Source organism: Micromonospora sp. NPDC049497, assembly GCF_044465805.1.
In the GTDB taxonomy this organism is placed as follows: domain Bacteria; phylum Actinomycetota; class Actinomycetes; order Mycobacteriales; family Micromonosporaceae; genus Micromonospora.
In genome coordinates this window covers 121,132-137,729 of record NZ_JBITMC010000014.1, presented here as the reverse complement: position 1 = coordinate 137,729, position 16,598 = coordinate 121,132, and the positions used below count along the sequence as shown (strand labels likewise).

Annotated in this window: 15 protein-coding genes; 13 read left to right on the top strand and 2 right to left on the bottom strand. The window is 72.2% G+C overall.

Features of this window, described 5'->3' with window-relative positions; genetic code table 11:
- Positions 1–25: 25 nt before the first annotated feature.
- The 13 genes from ACIBR0_RS20095 (at position 26) to ACIBR0_RS20035 (ending at position 14,690) form a co-directional block, all read left to right on the top strand.
- Positions 26–379: a DUF1905 domain-containing protein gene (locus tag ACIBR0_RS20095; protein WP_396717635.1), complete on the top strand. Its 354-nt coding sequence runs from the start codon at positions 26–28 to the stop codon at positions 377–379.
- Positions 380–474: 95 nt separating this feature from the next.
- Positions 475–1,002, top strand: coding sequence for a crossover junction endodeoxyribonuclease RuvC (ruvC, locus tag ACIBR0_RS20090; RefSeq protein WP_396717633.1), 528 nt, complete (start codon positions 475–477; stop codon positions 1,000–1,002).
- Positions 999–1,601 (top strand): Holliday junction branch migration protein RuvA, encoded by a 603-nt coding sequence (gene ruvA, locus ACIBR0_RS20085; RefSeq protein ID WP_396717631.1) that lies wholly within the window; start codon positions 999–1,001, stop codon positions 1,599–1,601. Before ruvC ends, ruvA begins: the two co-directional genes overlap by 4 nt.
- Complete coding sequence (gene ruvB / locus ACIBR0_RS20080; RefSeq protein WP_357037527.1) at positions 1,598–2,668, top strand: Holliday junction branch migration DNA helicase RuvB; 1,071 nt, start codon at positions 1,598–1,600, stop codon at positions 2,666–2,668. The genes ruvA and ruvB overlap by 4 nt, the downstream gene beginning before the upstream one ends.
- Positions 2,669–2,808: 140 nt before the next feature.
- The gene (gene yajC, locus ACIBR0_RS20075) at positions 2,809–3,150 is read left to right on the top strand and encodes a preprotein translocase subunit YajC (RefSeq protein WP_357037530.1); all 342 of its coding nucleotides are present in this window, start codon (positions 2,809–2,811) and stop codon (positions 3,148–3,150) included.
- 255 nt (positions 3,151–3,405) lie between these two features.
- Positions 3,406–5,319, top strand: a complete 1,914-nt coding sequence (secD, locus tag ACIBR0_RS20070) for a protein translocase subunit SecD (RefSeq protein ID WP_396717628.1) — start codon at positions 3,406–3,408, stop codon at positions 5,317–5,319.
- Between the two features lies 1 nt (position 5,320).
- A complete protein-coding gene (gene secF, locus ACIBR0_RS20065) occupies positions 5,321–6,514 on the top strand; it encodes a protein translocase subunit SecF (protein ID WP_396717626.1) in 1,194 nt (397 codons plus the stop codon).
- Between the two features lie 101 nt (positions 6,515–6,615).
- On the top strand, positions 6,616–7,182 hold the full coding sequence (locus ACIBR0_RS20060; RefSeq protein ID WP_357034783.1) for an adenine phosphoribosyltransferase: 567 nt from the start codon (positions 6,616–6,618) through the stop codon (positions 7,180–7,182).
- Positions 7,183–7,399: 217 nt separating this feature from the next.
- Positions 7,400–9,907, top strand: coding sequence for a RelA/SpoT family protein (locus tag ACIBR0_RS20055; protein WP_396717624.1), 2,508 nt, complete (start codon positions 7,400–7,402; stop codon positions 9,905–9,907).
- Positions 9,908–10,079: 172 nt separating this feature from the next.
- On the top strand, positions 10,080–11,438 hold the full coding sequence (locus ACIBR0_RS20050) for a TrkH family potassium uptake protein (protein ID WP_396717746.1): 1,359 nt from the start codon (positions 10,080–10,082) through the stop codon (positions 11,436–11,438).
- Positions 11,431–12,111 (top strand): potassium channel family protein, encoded by a 681-nt coding sequence (locus tag ACIBR0_RS20045; protein ID WP_396717622.1) that lies wholly within the window; start codon positions 11,431–11,433, stop codon positions 12,109–12,111. The genes ACIBR0_RS20050 and ACIBR0_RS20045 overlap by 8 nt, the downstream gene beginning before the upstream one ends.
- A 105-nt stretch (positions 12,112–12,216) precedes the next feature.
- A complete protein-coding gene (locus ACIBR0_RS20040; RefSeq protein WP_396717743.1) occupies positions 12,217–13,107 on the top strand; it encodes an ATP-binding cassette domain-containing protein in 891 nt (296 codons plus the stop codon).
- Positions 13,104–14,690: an ABC transporter permease gene (locus ACIBR0_RS20035; protein ID WP_396717620.1), complete on the top strand. Its 1,587-nt coding sequence runs from the start codon at positions 13,104–13,106 to the stop codon at positions 14,688–14,690. Before ACIBR0_RS20040 ends, ACIBR0_RS20035 begins: the two co-directional genes overlap by 4 nt.
- Before the next feature lie 69 nt (positions 14,691–14,759).
- Here the strand turns inward: ACIBR0_RS20035 and ACIBR0_RS20030 are convergent, their stop codons facing one another.
- A complete protein-coding gene (locus ACIBR0_RS20030; RefSeq protein WP_396717618.1) occupies positions 14,760–15,596 on the bottom strand; it encodes a peptidylprolyl isomerase in 837 nt (278 codons plus the stop codon).
- A gap of 57 nt (positions 15,597–15,653) precedes the next feature.
- A complete protein-coding gene (locus tag ACIBR0_RS20025) occupies positions 15,654–16,541 on the bottom strand; it encodes a peptidylprolyl isomerase (protein ID WP_396717616.1) in 888 nt (295 codons plus the stop codon).
- Between the last annotated feature and the right edge of the window lie 57 nt (positions 16,542–16,598).

Genomic DNA, 16,598 nt, shown 5'->3' with positions numbered 1-16,598 from the left:
GCGGCGGCGGTAACGGGCCGGCTTCGTGTCGGATCCGGGTGGCATCCTCGCCGTCGACGATCGGCGCGAGGTCGAGGGGGCACGGATGGCCGACGGGGAGTGGATCGGGCAGGAGACCTTCGAGGCGACACTGGTCCGCTGGTCGGGCGCGGGCGGCTGGGTCTTCGCCCCGGTACCGCCCGACCATGCGCCCGCCGTCGCCGGGCGTTTCGGGCGGGTGCCGGTCACCGCCACGGTGGACGGTCGCACCTGGTCCACCAGCGTCTGGCGGGACCGGCGCGCCGGCTGGCTGCTCCCGGTGCCGGCCCGGATCCGGGCTGGCAAGGACGACGGCGACACGGTCCTCGTCGCGATCGAGCCTGACCCGTCCCGCCCCTGACCACAGGTGTGACGGCGTGTCCCGGGCGACGAGCGTTCCGGGGCATCGGTAGGGTGTCGAACACACGTACTGCCGACGGGTGGGGAGGAGGCGGCGTGCGCGTGCTGGGCGTCGACCCGGGGCTGACCCGGTGCGGGGTCGGCGTGGTCGAGGGCGTGCCAGGCCGCCCCTGCACGCTGGTCGCCTACTACGTCGTCTACACCGACCCCGGCGACGACCTGCCGGTGCGCCTGCTGCATCTGGACCGCACCCTCGCCGAGCTGGTGGCCGAGCACCGTCCGGACAGCGTCGCCGTCGAGCGGGTGTTCAGCCAGCACAACGTCCGCACGGTGATGGGCACCGCCCAGGCGAGCGGGATCGCGGTGCTCGCCGGGGCCCGCGCCGGGCTGCCCGTGCAGACGTACACGCCGAGCGAGGTGAAGGCGGCGGTGACCGGTTCGGGTCAGGCGGACAAGAAGCAGATGACGGCGATGGTCACCCGGCTGCTGCGCCTGGCGGAGCCGCCCCGCCCGGCCGACGCCGCCGATGCCCTGGCCCTGGCCATCTGCCACGTGTGGCGCGGCGGGACGCGGACGAAGTTGGCCGCCGCGGCGGACCGGGTGCGACGAGGAGGAGCAAGATGATCGCCAGTGTGCGCGGCGTGGTGACCGCGACCGGTCCCGACCACGCCGTGGTCGAGGTCGGCGGGGTGGGCCTGGCGGTGCAGTGCGCCCCGGGGACGCTCGCCGACCTGCGGGTGGGTCAGCCGGCCCGGCTCGCCACCAGCCTGGTCGTCCGGGAGGACTCGCTCACCCTCTACGGCTTCGCCGACGACGACGCCAAGCAGCTCTTCGAGCTGTTGCAGACCGCCAGCGGGGTCGGCCCGCGGCTGGCCCAGGCGGTGCTCGCCGTGCACACCCCGGACGCGGTCCGCAAGGCGATCGCCAACGCCGACACCGCGGCGCTGACCCGGGTGCCGGGGATCGGCAAGAAGGGCGCCGAGCGTCTGGTGCTGGAGCTGCGGGACCGGATCGGTCCGGTCCCGGTGGGCGCCGACGGCGCGGCCGGGGTGACCGGGGGCGCCTGGCCGGAGCAGGTCCGCCAGGCGCTGGTCGGGCTCGGGTGGACGGCCGGGCAGGCCGACCAGGCGGTGGCCGCGGTGGCGGAGTCCGTCGACGGTCCGGTACCGCCGGTGCCGGTCCTGCTCAAGCAGGCCATCCGACTGCTGGGCCGCACCCGATGACCGGTCCGGACGGCGGTCTGGTCTCGGCGTACGTCAACGACGCCGACCGGGACGCGGAGGTCAGCGTCCGTCCGAAGCGGCTGGACGAGTTCATCGCGCAGCACCGGGTCCGGGACCAGCTCGACCTGCTGTTGCAGGGCGCGATGCGGCGCGGCTCCCCGCCGGACCACATCCTCCTGTCCGGCCCGCCTGGCTTGGGTAAGACCACCCTGGCCAACATCGTCGCGGCCGAGCTGGGCGCGGGGATCCGGGTGACCAGTGGCCCGGCGATCGAGCGCTCCGGCGACCTGGCCGCGATCCTCACCAGCCTCGCCGAGGGCGACGTGCTGTTCATCGACGAGATCCACCGCATCGCCAAGCCGGCCGAGGAACTGCTCTACAGCGCGATGGAGGACTTCCGGGTCGACGTGGTCGTCGGCAAGGGTCCGGGCGCGACCGCGATCCCGCTGGACGTGGAGCCGTTCACGCTGGTCGGCGCGACCACCCGCTCGGGCCTGCTGACCGGCCCGATGCGCGACCGGTTCGGGTTCGTCGCGCACCTGGACTTCTACTCGCCGGCCGACCTGGAGACGCTGCTGCACCGCTCGGCCCGCATCCTCGGTGTGCCGATCACCGACGAGGGCGCCACGGAGATCGCCGGCCGCTCGCGGGGGACCCCCCGCATCGCCAACCGGCTGCTGCGCCGGGTGCGGGACTTCGCCGAGGTCCGGGCCGAGGGGGTGGTCACCCTGGAGACCGCACGGGCGGCCCTGACCGTGTACGACGTGGACGCGCTCGGCCTGGACCGGCTGGACCGGGCGGTGCTCACCGCGCTGGTGGACTCGTTCCGGGGTGGGCCGGTGGGCCTGTCCACCCTGGCGGTGGCGGTGGGGGAGCAGCCGGACACGGTGGAGGAGGTCTGCGAGCCCTTCCTGGTGCGCGCCGGCCTGCTGGCCCGTACGCCCCGGGGTCGGGTGGCCACCGAGGCGGCCTGGCGGCACCTGGGCCGTACGCCCCCTAATGGTACATTTGGCACGGATGCCCCTTCCGTGCCTGATCTGTTCTCCAGCGCGCCCGATCAGCCGTGATCCGAACGTGATCTGCACCTCATGGGTGTGTTCCCAGGCGCAGGGACTAGACTCGCGCCGGTCTGTACAGGACGTGAGAATCCGCCTCCGCTCCGGCGCCCCTCGTGCCGGCCCGGAGGCCAATGGGAAGGTCACACACCGTGCTTTACGCAGCAGCGGGCGGCGGGGGAGCCGGCGGTTTCACGCCGATCCTCATGATCGCCCTGCTCTTCGGCGTCATGTACTTCATGATGATCCGCCCCCAGCAGAAGCGTCGCCGTGAGGCGGAGGCCATGCAGTCCGCGCTCTCCCCGGGCGACGAGGTCGTCACCATCGGCGGGCTCTACGGCACGGTGACCGGCGTCGACGACGACACCGTCCTGCTCGAGGTCGCCCCCGGCGTGCAGACCCGCTACGCCCGTCCGGCCATTGCCCGGGTGGTCAGCCAGGTCGAGCGCGTCGAGGAGCCCGTCACCGAGGACGCGGACACCGTCAAGGAGTGACCGCGCATCCGGCCGGGGTGCGGAGGGCCGTCCGGGGATCCGGCCGGTCCGCCCACCGGGCAGCGGGCGCGGCGACAAAACTGGATAGTAGGGCCGACGCCGGGCGTCGGCACGCCGGCACGACCGTCGACGCCTGGGCGTCGGCCCGCCGGCGGTGCCGCTCGCGACGTCGGTTCCGGTAAACCGTCGGCCGGGTGACCGGCCCGACCTCGCCGCTGTGGCAGCGGCGCGACCGTACAGGGAGACAGGACAGCCGTGGCACCACCTCAGGGACAGATGCGCCCCGGACGGCAGTTGGCCGTGCTCGGGCTCATCTTCGTCGTCCTCTACCTTTTGGTGTTCTTCGCGGGCAACGCCAGCGGTGGCTGGAAGGACCGGTTGGAGCCACGACTGGGCCTCGACCTGGTCGGCGGGACGCGGCTCACGCTGGAGGCGACCAACAGCGTCGACGGCCGGGCCCCCAACTCCGAGAGCCTGGAGGAGGCCCGCCGGATCATCGAGAGCCGGGTCAACGCGTTCGGCGTGGCCGAGGCCGAGGTGGTCACCGAGGGCGACCGGAACATCGTGGTCTCCCTGCCCGGCGAGAACCGCGACCTGAGCGAGGTCGGCGAGGCCGCCGAGCTGCGTTTCCGGAAGGTCCTCAAGATCGCCGACGGCAGTGGTGCGTCCGCGACCCCGCCGACGGCCGCCCCGGCCCCGTCGGGCAGCGCCACCCCGGCTCCGTCCGGCAGCGCCACCCCGGCTCCGTCCGGCAGCGCGAAGCCGTCGCCGTCGGCGAGCGTCAAGGCCACCGCGTCGCCGTCCGGCGGCCAGGGCGGCGGTGCTCCCGCGCCGAGCGCCAGCGCCTCCCCGTCGGCCTCCCCGAGCGCCGCGGCGCCGTCCGCCAGCGCCGAGCCGGTGCCGGCCGGTGTCGAGGAGCAGCGCAAGGCGGTCCAGGCCAAGGTCGGCGCCGCCGCGTGGTCCGCCGCCAGCGCCCTCCAGGCCCCCGCCGACCTGGCGACCGACCCGTCGCTGGCCGAGAAGCTGAAGCCCTTCGCCGGCCTCAGCGGTCGCGAGGTCGCGGTGCTGCCGGCGCAGATGCAGTTCAACGTCCCGCAGATCACCTGCGCGCAGCTCGACGACCGCCCGCCGGCGTCGATTTCGCCCCCGGACCAGCAGGTCGTCGCCTGCCAGGGTGGCGCCGCGAAGTACCTGCTCGACCAGGCCAAGGTGCTCGGCACCGACGTCGACGACGCCAGCGCGGTGCTCGACCAGACCAACCAGTGGGTCGTCAGCCTCGACTTCACCGGCGACGGTCAGGAGAAGTGGACCGGCCTGACCCGCGAGGCGTTCAACAACGAGGGCCAGGCGTGCGACCCGGCCGCGCTCGGCGACAGCGGCAAGTGCCTCGTGGCCGTCGTGCTGGACAACGAGATCGTCTCCGCGCCCGAGATCCAGGGCGTGCTGACCGGCAACTCGCAGATCACCGGCAACTTCACCAACGCCGACGCCAGCAAATTGGCCGGCCAGCTGCGCTTCGGCGCGCTGCCGCTGACCTTCGAGCAGGCCCAGCAGCAGAACGTCACCGCCACGCTGGGCGCCAGCCACCTGCGCGCGGGTCTGATCGCGGCCGGCATCGGCATGCTGCTGGTCATCATCTACTCGTTCTTCTACTACCGCCTGCTCGGCTCGGTGATCTTCCTGAGCCTGGTGCTGTCGGCGCTGCTGGTGTTCGGCGCGCTGGTGGTGCTCGGCCGGCAGATCGGCTTCACCCTGACCCTCGCCGGCATCGCTGGCATGATCGTCTCACTCGGTGTGGCGGCGGACTCGTTCGTCATCTACTTCGAGCGACTGAAGGACGAGATCCAGGAGGGGCGCAGCCCCCGCAGCGCGGTCTCCCGCGCCTGGATCCGGGCCCGCCGGACGATCATCTCGGCGAACGCCATCACCATCATGTCGGCGGTCGTGCTCTACATCGTCTCGGTCGGCACCGTGAAGGGCTTCGCGTTCGCGCTCGGCCTGGCGACCGTGCTCGACCTGGTCGTGGTCTTCCTGTTCCGACACCCGATCATGACCATGTTCGCCCGCACCCGGGCGTTCCTGTCCCCACGGGTCAGTGGGCTCGGCCGCGTCCTTCCGTCCCGCACTGAGCAGGCGAAGCCCCGCAACCCGCGCGTCAAGGAGGCCTGAGATGGCTGGAAGTGGTCTGGCTAACCGCCTCTACCGGGGCGAGGCCGGTCTCAACGTCGTCGGTCGGCGCAAGGTGTGGTTCACCGTCGCCGGTGTGCTGGTCCTCCTGGCGCTGGCGAGCTTCCTGATCCGCGGGTTCAACCCCGGCATCGAGTTCGCCGGCGGCAACGTCCTGCGGGTGCCGACGAGCGTCGGCACGCTGGAAGACGTCGAGCAGCGGACCAACACCATCCTCGCCGAGCAGGCCGGGGAGGCCAAGGTTGTCACCGCCCAGGAGGTCGGTGGCGGCACCGGCGGCGCGGTGTACGAGCTGAAGACCACTCAGCTCGACCCGGAGCAGGACAACGCCGCCCGGGCGGCGCTGGCCCAGGCGTACGGGATCAACGTCGACCAGATCTCCGGCGACCGGGTCAGCAAGGCCTGGGGTGACCAGGTGACCGACCGGGCCCTGCTCGGTCTGCTCATCTTCCTCGCGGTCGTGTCCATCTACCTGGTCCTGCGCTTCGAGTGGCAGATGGCCGTGGCGGCCATCGCGTCCCTGGTGATGAACCTGGTCCTCACCGCCGGCATCTACTCGCTGGTCGGACTGGAGGTCACCCCGTCCACCGTCATCGGGTTCCTCACCATCCTGGGCTTCGCGCTCTACGACGTGGTGGTGGTCTTCGACAAGGTGCAGGAGAACACGCGGGGGATCACCGCCAACAGCAACCAGACGTACGGCGAGGCGGCGAACCTGGCGTTGAACCAGAGCCTCATGCGCTCGATCAACACCTCCGTCGTCGCGCTGCTCCCGGTCGGCTCGATCCTGTTCATCGGCGCCTTCCTGCTCGGTGCGGGCACCCTCAAGGACCTCGGTCTGGTGCTCTTCGTCGGTATGGCGGTGGCCTTCCTGACCTCGATCCTGCTGGCCACCCCGCTGCTGGTGCTGCTGAAGAACCGCGACCCGCGGATCCAGGCGCACAACAAGCGGGTGGCGGCCCGGCGGTCCTCGATCGCCCGGGGCGAGACGACCGGCAAGCCGGCGCCCCGCGCGGGCGAGGACGTGGCGGAGCCGGTGGACGGCGAGTCCGCCGCCCTGGCCGGCGCCGCGCCGAAGGTGGGTGCGCGCCCGGCCGGGAAGCGGTCCACCGGGGCCCGGGGCGGCCGTCCCGCCGGTGGGAGCGGCAACCGCCCGGGCGGCGCCAAGCGGCGCTGACCCACCCGGGGCGACCCGCTAGGAATCGACCAGACGGCGTCCTTCATGCTGTGCGAGCAGCATGCAGGACGCCGTCGTCGTGGAAGGGAAACGGAACTGCCGTGACGGAGACCCACAGCACCGGAGTGCGCGGAGACAGCGGCCCCGAGGTGGCGCGCCTGGTGTCCAGCCGGGTGCTGGACGTACCGGACTTCCCGAAGCCCGGCGTCCTGTTCAAGGACCTGATGCCGCTGTTCGCCGACGGTGCGGTGTTCCGTGAGGTGATCGACGGGATCGTGGACCACCACGGGCGGGACTCCTTCGACGCCGTGGTCGGCATCGAGGCGCGCGGCTTCGTGATCGCCGCCGCGATCGCGTACGCGACCGGCGTCGGCGTGGTGCCGGTGCGCAAGGCCGGCAAGCTGCCGCGCCCCGCGTACTCGGCCTCCTACGCCCTGGAGTACGGCGAGGCGACCCTGGAGGTGCACCAGGACGCGTTCACCGCCGGGCACCGCGTGCTGGTGGTCGACGACGTGCTGGCCACCGGCGGCACCGCCGAGGCCACCCTGGACCTCGTGGAGCGGGCGGGCGGCACGGTCGCCGGTTTCACCGTGCTGATGGAGTTGGGCTTCCTCGGCGGCCGGAAGCGACTGGCGCCGCGTCCGGTGCATGCCCTGTTGACCGTTTGAGCCCCACGGCCGTCCGGTCGGACCCGGCGCGGTCCGTCCGGCGGAGCGGCAGGGCACCATGCGTGCGGGTAGCATTGCCCATTGCTGACCGCCGGGGGATCCCGACGGTGGGCGAGGACCGGTGCGGGGACCGGCGCGGAACACGCCGGCCCGGCGGCCGGTTGACAGCAACGTCGGCCGGACGGCCGGCGCAACCCGGCGAGCGGTGAGGAGGCCGGTGTCCCACGATGTCGTCCCTCCGGTGGAGGGCACGGTGCACCCGACAGGCGACACGGACGGCTCGGTGACCGGTCGGACCCCTGACGCGACGATCCGGGGGCCGGTGGCCGGAAACGGCTCTGCCGAGCCCGGTGGCGTCGCCGCCGGCGTCACCCGCACCGTCGGTGTTCCCGACGGCACCCCGGTCGCGACCGGGGTCCCCGCCGACCTGTCCGTCGACCCCTCGCCGAGCGGTGGTTTCGCCCTGTCCAACGCGCCCACCGGCCGTCGGGTTCGGGCGCGGCTGGCACGCTTCAACGCGCCCTGGCAGACCTCCCAGGTCAGCGAGGTGCTCGAACCGCTGATCGCGACCCACCGCGACGCCCATCCCAAGGCCGACGCGCGGCTGCTCCAGCGTGCCTTCGACACGGCCGCCCGCTGGCACTCCGGGCAGTACCGCAAGTCCGGCGACCCGTACATCACCCACCCCCTCGCGGTGGCCACCATCCTGGGCAACCTGGGGATGGACACGACCACGCTGGTCGCGGCGCTGCTGCACGACACGATCGAGGACACCGAGTACACGCTCGACCAGATGCGTGCCGACTTCGGCGGCGAGGTGGCCCTGCTGGTCGACGGCGTCACGAAGCTGGACAAGGTCAAGCTGGGCGACGCGGCCAAGGCCGAGACCATCCGCAAGATGGTCGTGGCGATGGCGAAGGACCCCCGGGTCCTGGTGATCAAGCTCGCCGACCGGCTGCACAACATGCGCACCCTGACCTTCCTGCCCCGCCCGAAGCAGGAGCAGAAGGCGAAGGAGACGCTGGAGATCCTGGCTCCGCTGGCCCACCGGCTGGGTATGAACACGATCAAGTGGGAGTTGGAGGACCTCGCCTTCGGGACGCTGTTCCCGAAGCGCTACGAGGAGATCAACCGGCTGATCGGGGAGCACCAGCCGCAGCGCGAGGCGCTGCTGCGCCAGGTGACGCAGAAGGTGTCGACCGACCTGAAGGCCGCCAAGATCAAGGCGGAGACGACCGGCCGGCCGAAGCACCTCTACTCGATCTACCAGAAGATGATCGTGCGGGGTCGCGACTTCAACGACATCTACGACCTGGTCGGGGTGCGGATCCTGGTCGACACGGTGCGGGACTGCTACGCGGCGCTGGGTGTCATCCACGCCAACTGGCAGCCGGTGCCGGGCCGGTTCAAGGACTACATCGCGATGCCCAAGTTCAACATGTACCAGTCGCTGCACACGACGGTCATCGGGCCCACCGGCAAGCCGGTGGAGATGCAGATCCGCACGTACGCGATGCACCGCACCGCGGAGTTCGGCATCGCGGCGCACTGGAAGTACAAGGAGCACAAGGGCACGCAGATCGTCGGCCCGCCGGCGCACATCGACGAGATGACGTGGCTGCGGCAGTTGCTGGACTGGCAGCGGGAGGCGGCGGACCCGAGCGAGTTCCTCGACGCGCTGCGCTTCGACCTGTCCAGCCAGGAGGTGTACGTCTTCACCCCGAAGGGTGACGTCATCCCGCTGCCGACCGGGTCGACGCCGGTGGACTTCGCGTACGCGGTGCACACCGAGGTGGGGCACAAGTGCATCGGGGCGCGGGTCAACGGCAAGCTGGTGCCGCTGGAGTCGACGCTGTCCAACGGCGACGTGATCGAGATCTTCACGTCGAAGTCGGACACGGCCGGTCCCACGCAGGACTGGCTGGGCTTCGTCAAGAGCCCGCGCGCCCGCACCAAGATCCGTCAGTACTTCAACAAGGAGCGGCGCGAGGAGGCGATCGAGGCCGGCAAGGACGCGATCGTCAAGGCGATGCGCAAGCAGGGCATGCCCCTGCAGCGGATGCTGACCTCCGACAACCTGATGGCGATCGCCCGGGACCTGCACCTGGCCGACGTGGCGTCGCTGTACGCGGCGGTCGGCGACAGCCAGGTCTCCGCGCAGTCCGTGGTGCAGAAGCTGATGGCCACGTACGGCGGCGAGGAGGGCGCGGCGGAGGACATCGCCGAGACCGCCGTCGCCACCCGGCCACCGCGCAGCCGCCAGAGCAGTGCCGACCCGGGTGTGGTCGTGCGGGGTGTCAGCGACGTCTGGATCAAGCTGGCCCGGTGCTGCACGCCGGTCCCACCGGACTCGGTGTTCGGGTTCGTCACCCGCTCCGGCGGGGTGAGCGTGCACCGGGACGACTGCGCCAACGCCGAGGACCTGCGCGCCCAGAACGAGCGGGTCGTCGAGGTGAGCTGGAAGCTGACCTCCGCCTCGACGTTCCTGGTCGCCATCCAGGTGGAGGCGCTGGACCGGCACAAGCTGCTGGCCGACGTCACCCGGGTGCTCTCCGACGAGCGGGTCAACATCCTCTCCGCCACCGTCACCACCACCCGGGACCGGGTGGCGGTGAGCCGGTTCAGCTTCGAGATGGCCGACCCGAAGCACCTTGGTCACCTGCTGGCCACGGTCCGCAAGGTCGACGGCGTCTTCGACGCCTACCGGGTCACCTCCGGCGCCTGACCATGCACCTCCGGGCTCGGCGAGCGCCGGGCCGGGGCGGCGATGCTCGACGCCAGGGGTGCCGTGCGATCATGCACTGCGTGTCGATCGTGAGCCCTCCGAGGCAACCGGCCGGCCGCCGGGACCCTGACCGGTCGGGTCCGACTGCGGCCAGAGCCCGGCCGTGCCGTCACTGACCCGCCGTCCCACGTGGCGGCGGCGTACGGACCGGTTCCGTCACCCGGCGCAGGTGATCGCCATCGGGTTCGCCCTGGCGGTGACGGTGGGAACTGGTCTGCTCTCGCTGCCCCTGGCAACCCGGACCGGCGAGCGTGCGGTGCTGATGGACGCGCTCTTCACCGCGACGTCGGCGGTGTGCGTGACGGGCCTGGTGACGGTGGACACCGGCAGCTACTGGTCGGGCTTCGGCCAGGCGGTGATCCTGCTGCTGATCCAGGCCGGCGGGCTCGGGATCATGACGCTGGCGACCCTGTTCACGGTGTTGCTGTTCCGCCGGATCGGGCTGCGGGCCCGGTTCCTCGCCCAGGCGGAGACCAAGAGCGTCGGTCTCGGTGATCTCCGCGGCGTCCTGCGTCGGATCGTCCTGTTCAGTCTCGTCAGCGAGGCCGTCGTCGCGGTCGTGCTCACTGTCCGGTTCAGCACCGCCTACGACAAGCCGTTCGGTTCCGCCCTGTACGACGGGGTGTTCCACGCGGTCTCGGCTTTCAACAACGCGGGCTTCTCCACTCGAGCCGACAGCCTCGTCGGGTACGTCACCGATCCGTGGATCACTCTGACCCTTGCCGCGGCGGTGATCCTCGGCGGGCTCGGCTTCCCGGTGGTGTTCGAGCTGGCCCGCAACTGGCGACGTCCGTCGACGTGGTCGGTGCTGACCCGGATCACCCTTGCTCTGACCGTCGCCCTGCTGGTGCTGGGCACGGCCGTGCTCACCCTCGCCGAGTTCTCCAACCCCCGGACGTTCGGGCCGCTCACCGGGGCGGAGAAGCTGCTCGCTGGCTTCTTCGCCGCGACGATGACCCGTACCGCCGGTTTCAACAGTGTCGACATCGGCTCGCTGCGGCCGGAGAGCCTGCTCGCCAGCGACGTGCTGATGTTCATCGGTGGTGGTAGCGCCGGCACCGCCGGGGGCATCAAGGTCACGACGTTCGGTCTGCTCGCCTTCGTGCTCTGGTCCGAGATGCGCGGTGAGACGCACGTCAACGTGGGCCGCCGTCGGATCCCGGCCACCAACCAACGCCAGGCCCTGGCCGTCGCCCTGCTCAGTGTCGGGGCGGTGATCGTCGGCACCTTCCTGCTGCTGGCCATCACGCCCTACCGGCTCGACGTGGTCCTGTTCGAGGTGGTCTCCGCGTTCGCCACGGTGGGCCTCTCCACCGGCATCACGGGTAGCCTTCCTCCGGAGGCGGACCTCCTGCTGGTCGTGTTGATGTTCGCTGGCCGAATCGGCCCGTTGACCCTCGCGTCGGCGCTGGCGCTGCGGGACCGGGACCGCCGGTACGAACTCCCCGAGGAGAGGACGATCGTTGGCTGAGGTACGCACCGAACCGGTGGTCGTGGTCGGGCTCGGTCGTTTCGGCACGGCCCTCGCCATGGAACTGGTCCGACGGGGCACCGAGGTCCTCGGTGTCGACAACCGTCCGAAGATCGTCCAGGCGCTGGTCGGGCAACTTCCCCATGTGGTCACCGCGGACTCCACGGACGTCGAGGCGCTCCGACAGCTCGGCGTGGCGGAGTTCCATCGGGCGGTGGTGGCCATCGGTACGGACATCCAGGCGAGCATCCTCACCACATCCCTCCTGTCCGAGCTGGGAATTCCCGACATCTGGGCCAAGGCCATCGACGCCCAGCACGGCAAGATCCTCGCCCGGGTGGGCGCCCACCACGTCGTCGCGCCCGAGCACGACATGGGTGAACGCATCGCCCATCTGCTTTCCGGTCGGATTCTCGACTACGTCGAGGTCGACGCGGACTTCGCCGTCATCAAGACCAAGCCGCCGCGCGACGTCGTCGGGATGCCGCTGCGCGAGTCCAAGCTGCGCAGCACATGGGGGGTCACCGTGGTCGCGGTGAAACCCGAGGCGGGGATCGGCGGTCGGCGGCCGGGTTTCACGCACGCCACCCCGGAGACCGTGCTCGGCTACGGGGACCTCATTCTGGTCGTCGGGCCGGTCGACAACGTCGAGCGGTTCGCCGCGACGGAGTAGGGAGTCGCACGGCTGCCGGTGGGCTTGACGCCGCCCGCTACGGTGTCCACGGTGTGCCGGGAAGTCTGGTCGGCGGTCCTCGACCCCTGCCTACCGGAGGCCGCCGTGCAGCCACCCGCCATCCACACCGACCACCTCACCAAGCGCTACGGGCGGCTCGTCGCGCTCGACGACCTGAACCTCACCGTCGCCGGCGGTGAGGTCTTCGGTTTCCTCGGGCCCAACGGGGCCGGCAAGTCCACCACCATCCGGTTGCTGCTCGGGCTGTCCCGCCCGACCACGGGCCGGGCCCGGATCTTCGACGTGGACGCCGGCGACGTGGCCCGGGCGCACCGGCTGCTGGCGTACGTGCCGGCCGACGTGGCGCTCTGGCCCCAACTCACCGGCGCCGAAACCCTCGACCTGCTCGCCGCCACCGGCCCGGGTGTCGACCGCGCCTACCGCGACGAGCTCGTGCGGCGGTTCGACCTCGACCTGTCCAAGCCGGCCCGGACGTATTCGACCGGCAACCGGCAGAAGGTGGCGCTCGTCGCGGCCTTCGCCACCCGCGCCCCGCTGCTGGTGTTCGACGAGCCCACCAGTGGGCTGGACCCGCTGATGGAGAGAGAGTTCCGTCGCGCGGTCGCCGAGGCACGGGACGACGGACGCACGGTGTTCCTCTCCTCGCACCAACTGGCCGAGGTGGAGGCCGTGTGCGACCGGGTGGGCATCCTGCGCGCCGGCCGGCTGGTCGACGTCGCCACCGTGCCCGACCTGCGTCGGCTGCACCGCGCCGAGGTGCTGGTCCGGCACACCGGAGACGGGCCCGACCTGGACGGCGTCGCGGGAGTCGAGGACGTGGCGCGCGAGGGTGGGTCCACGCTGCGGTTCACGTTCACCGGGTCGCCCGCGCCGGCCCTGCGGGCCCTCGCGGCGGCCGACGTCACCGCCCTGACCGTGCGGGAACCCACGCTGGAGGAGATCTTCCTCGACTACTACGGGGAGACAGACCGGTGAGCGCCGCGTACGCGGTGAGCCGGCTCGCCCTCCGGCAGGTCCGCCGCGGCGCGCTGATCGTGTTCGCCGTGGCCGCCGGCATGTCCGCCCTGGTCGCGGTCACGTACGAGCGCACCGTCGGTGACGCCCTCGACGCCGCCGCGCTGGCAGCCCTGGCCGAGAACCCGGCCGTCCGCACCCTGTTCGGCGAGCCGGTCGCCCTCGACACCCCGGGAGGCTTCACCGTCTGGCGGACCGGTGCCGCTCTCGCGGTCCTGGTGTCGGTGTGGGGGTTGCTCGCGGCCACCCGGATCACCCGCGGCGAGGAGGACGCGGGCCGGTGGGACCTGGTGCTCTCGGGGCCACTCGGGCTCCCGGCCGTGGTACGCCGGCACCTGATCGTCCTGGTGGTGGCCATGGCGGCCATCGCGGCCGGGGTGACCGGGGCGCTCCTCGCCGTCGGCACGCCGCTGGTCGGGGCGGTCCTGCACGGCGGTGGCCTCGCCCTGGTCGGCATGTTCGCCGTCGCGGTGGCGACCCTGGCCGCCCAGGTGTTCCCCACCCGGGCCGGTGCCAGCGGCGCCACCGTGGCGGTGCTCGGCCTCGGCCTGCTGGCCCGCATGGTCGGTGACGGGGTGGCCGCGCTGGGGTGGCTCCGGTGGCTGTCCCCGTACGGCCTGCTCGCCCTGACGCAGCCCTACCACGACGACCGGCGGGTCCCGCTGGTGGTGCTGGCCACGGCCGTGGTCGCGGTGACCGTCGCCGCGCTGGTCCTGGCCGGCCGGCGGGACGTGCGCGGCGGACTGCTGCCGGCGTCCGCCGGGCGGCGGCCCCGGCGGTGGCTGCTCGGCTCGGTCGACGCCTTCGCGGTACGACGGCTGCTGCGCCCCCTCGCCGGCTGGGCGGCCGGGATCGCCGCGTACTTCCTGCTGATCGGCGTGCTCGCCGCCGAGATGACCGCCTTCCTGACCGACAACCCCCGCTTCGCCACGCTCGCCGCCGATGCCGGCTTCGGGGGTCTCGGCAGCGTCCGGGGCTACGCGGCGGCGTTGTTCGCGCTGCTCGCCGTCCCGGTCGGTGCCTTTGCCGCGGTGCGCGTGGCGGCGTTCGCGGCGGCGGAGACCGACCGTCGGCTCACCGCGCTCCACGCCCAGCCGGTCACCCGGGGCCGGTTACTCGGCGCGGAGGTCCTCGCCACGCTCGCGGGCGTCGCGGTGCTCCTCACGGTCGCCGGGGTGGCCACCTGGTCCGGTGCCGCCACCGTCGGCGCGGACCTCCCGCTGGCCGCCGCCCTCGCCGGCACCGCGAACGTCGCTCCGATCGTGCTGCTCTGCCTGGGCGCGGCAGTCCTGGCCCTCGGGTGGAGGCCTCGTGCGGTGCTGGCGGTGGGGGTCCTGCCCGGCGCCGGCGGCTTCCTCTGGCAGGTCGTCGCGGACAGCGTCGGCGCGCCAGGGTGGGCCGCCGGCATGTCACCGTTCCGCCACCTCGCCGCCGTCCCGGACGACGCCCCGAACGTCCCGGCCACCGTGGTCATGGCCGTGCTGGCCCTGCTCCTCGGCGTGGTGGGGGTGGCGCGGTACGAGCGGCGCGACCTGGAGTGCTGACGCCGCCGGCCACCGCACGACAAAGCGCCCGCCGGCGGATGCCGGCGGGCGCTGTCGCGTACGGCAGGGTCAGCCCTGCGGGGCGCTCATGGTGAGCTTGTTGATGGTGATCTCCTTCTTCGGGTGACCACCACCGGCCTGCTGGGCGAACGCCTTGTCGTCACCGGCCGCCGCCACCTGCTTCACGATGTCCATGCCGCCGGTGATCGTGCCGAGGACGGTGTAGTTGGGGTCGAGCGGCGAGTCCCCGTAGACGATGAAGAACTGGCTGCCGGTGCTGCCCGGCTGGCCCGAGTTGGCCATCGCGATCACGCCCTCCGGGTACGGGGGACGCTGGTCGGTGGGGAGGTTCTCCTCGGTGAGCCGGTAGCTCGGGCCGCCGGTGCCGTCGGTCTCCCGCCAGCCCTTGCCGGTCGCGCTCGGGTCACCGCACTGGAGCACCTTGATGCCCTCGGTGACGAGCCGGTGGCACTTGCTGTTGTCGAAGAAGTTCTTCTCCGCCAGGTGGTTGAAGCTGGCCGCGGTGCAGGGCACCTTGGACCGGTCGACCTTGGCGGTGATCGGCCCGAGGTTGGTCTCGAGCGTCAGCGTCTGGGTGCCGGTGTTCGGCTGCTGGTTCGCCGGCAGCCCGACGTCCTTGATCTGCGGGGTCCGCTGGTCGGCCGGGATCTCGGTGAACGCGCACTGGGCGGCGCCCTGCGGTGTCGCCGTGGTGTCGGTCTGATCGTCGTCGCCGAGGGCGGACACCAGCCAGACCGTTCCGGCGACCACGAGCAGCAGGACCGCACCGGCCCCGACGACCGCCTGGGTCCGCCGCCGCCGCTGGGCACGGGCGGCCCGCTCGGCCATCTCCTTCTCGAGCCGGGCGCGGGCCGCCGCGCGCTGACGCTCTCTGGTGGACGTCACGCCTGGATCCTCCTGGGCTTTCGGGCGCGGTCGGTGCCGCTCACGGTGGGTGGCCGGTCAGCCGGCGCTCGGGCTGGCCGCCGGGGTGCCCGACGCCGACGGGGCCGGGGTCGGAGTCACCTCGGCGAGGGCCGGCTCGGTGACGGTCAGGCTCTGCACGACCACGTCGTCGTCCTTGGGCTTGACCTTGGCTCCAGCCCCATTGTCCACGGTCGGCAGGGCGCCGATCTTCTCGACCGTGGCCAGACCGCCGGTGACCCGTCCGATGATCGAGTACTTCGGGTCGGCGGTGGTGAAGTCCTTGAAGAAGATCAGGAACTGGCTGCCGGTGACGCCCGGCGGCGTGGAGACCATGGCGACCGTGCCCTTCGGGTAGGTCGCGGGCGCGCCGGGCGCCGGACTCGCCGACGGTGCCGGGTCGGGCACGTTCTCGTCGTAGAGCGAGTAGGTCGGGCCGCCGAGACCGGTGCCGCTGGGGTCGCCGCAGCGGACGGCGCCCTCGGTGGTGATCTCGTGGCACTTGGTGTTGTCGTAGAACGACTTGCTGGCCAGGTGCGTGATGCTGGCCGCCGCGCAGGGCGCGGACGCCAGGTCCAGCTCGGCGGTGACCGGGGCGCCCTGGTTGGTGACGACGGTCATCGTCCGGGTGCCCTCGGTGGGCAGGCCCTTGGTGGCCGGCGTGCCGACGTCGCGGAGGTTGGTGTTCGCCGTGGCGTCCTGCGGGGTCCAGAGGCAGACGTCCTCGGCGGCGGTGTTCTCCTTCGGATCGGAGTCGAAGGCGCCCAGCGCCCACGCCGAACCGGCCACGACGAGCGCCAGGACGACGGCCGTGCCGACCCCGGCCTGGATCTGCCGCCGGCGCCTGGCCGCGGCCGCTCGCCGGACGAGCTGCCGGTCGAGCTTGGCCCGCGCGAGTTTGCGCTGCCGGTCCCTGCTGGAAGCCACCCGTGCTCCCCTTCCTCTACCCTGGTCCGTGGCGGTCGGGCGCCGCGCGCCCGCGCC

Bases quoted from the DNA above. Each gene is read 5' to 3' on its own strand.
- ruvA (WP_396717631.1), top strand. From the start codon at position 999: ATGATCGCCAGTGTGCGCGGCGTGGTGACCGCGACCGGTCCCGACCAC.
- ruvB (WP_357037527.1), top strand. From the start codon at position 1,598: ATGACCGGTCCGGACGGCGGTCTGGTCTCGGCGTACGTCAACGACGCC.
- secF (WP_396717626.1), top strand. From the start codon at position 5,321: ATGGCTGGAAGTGGTCTGGCTAACCGCCTCTACCGGGGCGAGGCCGGT.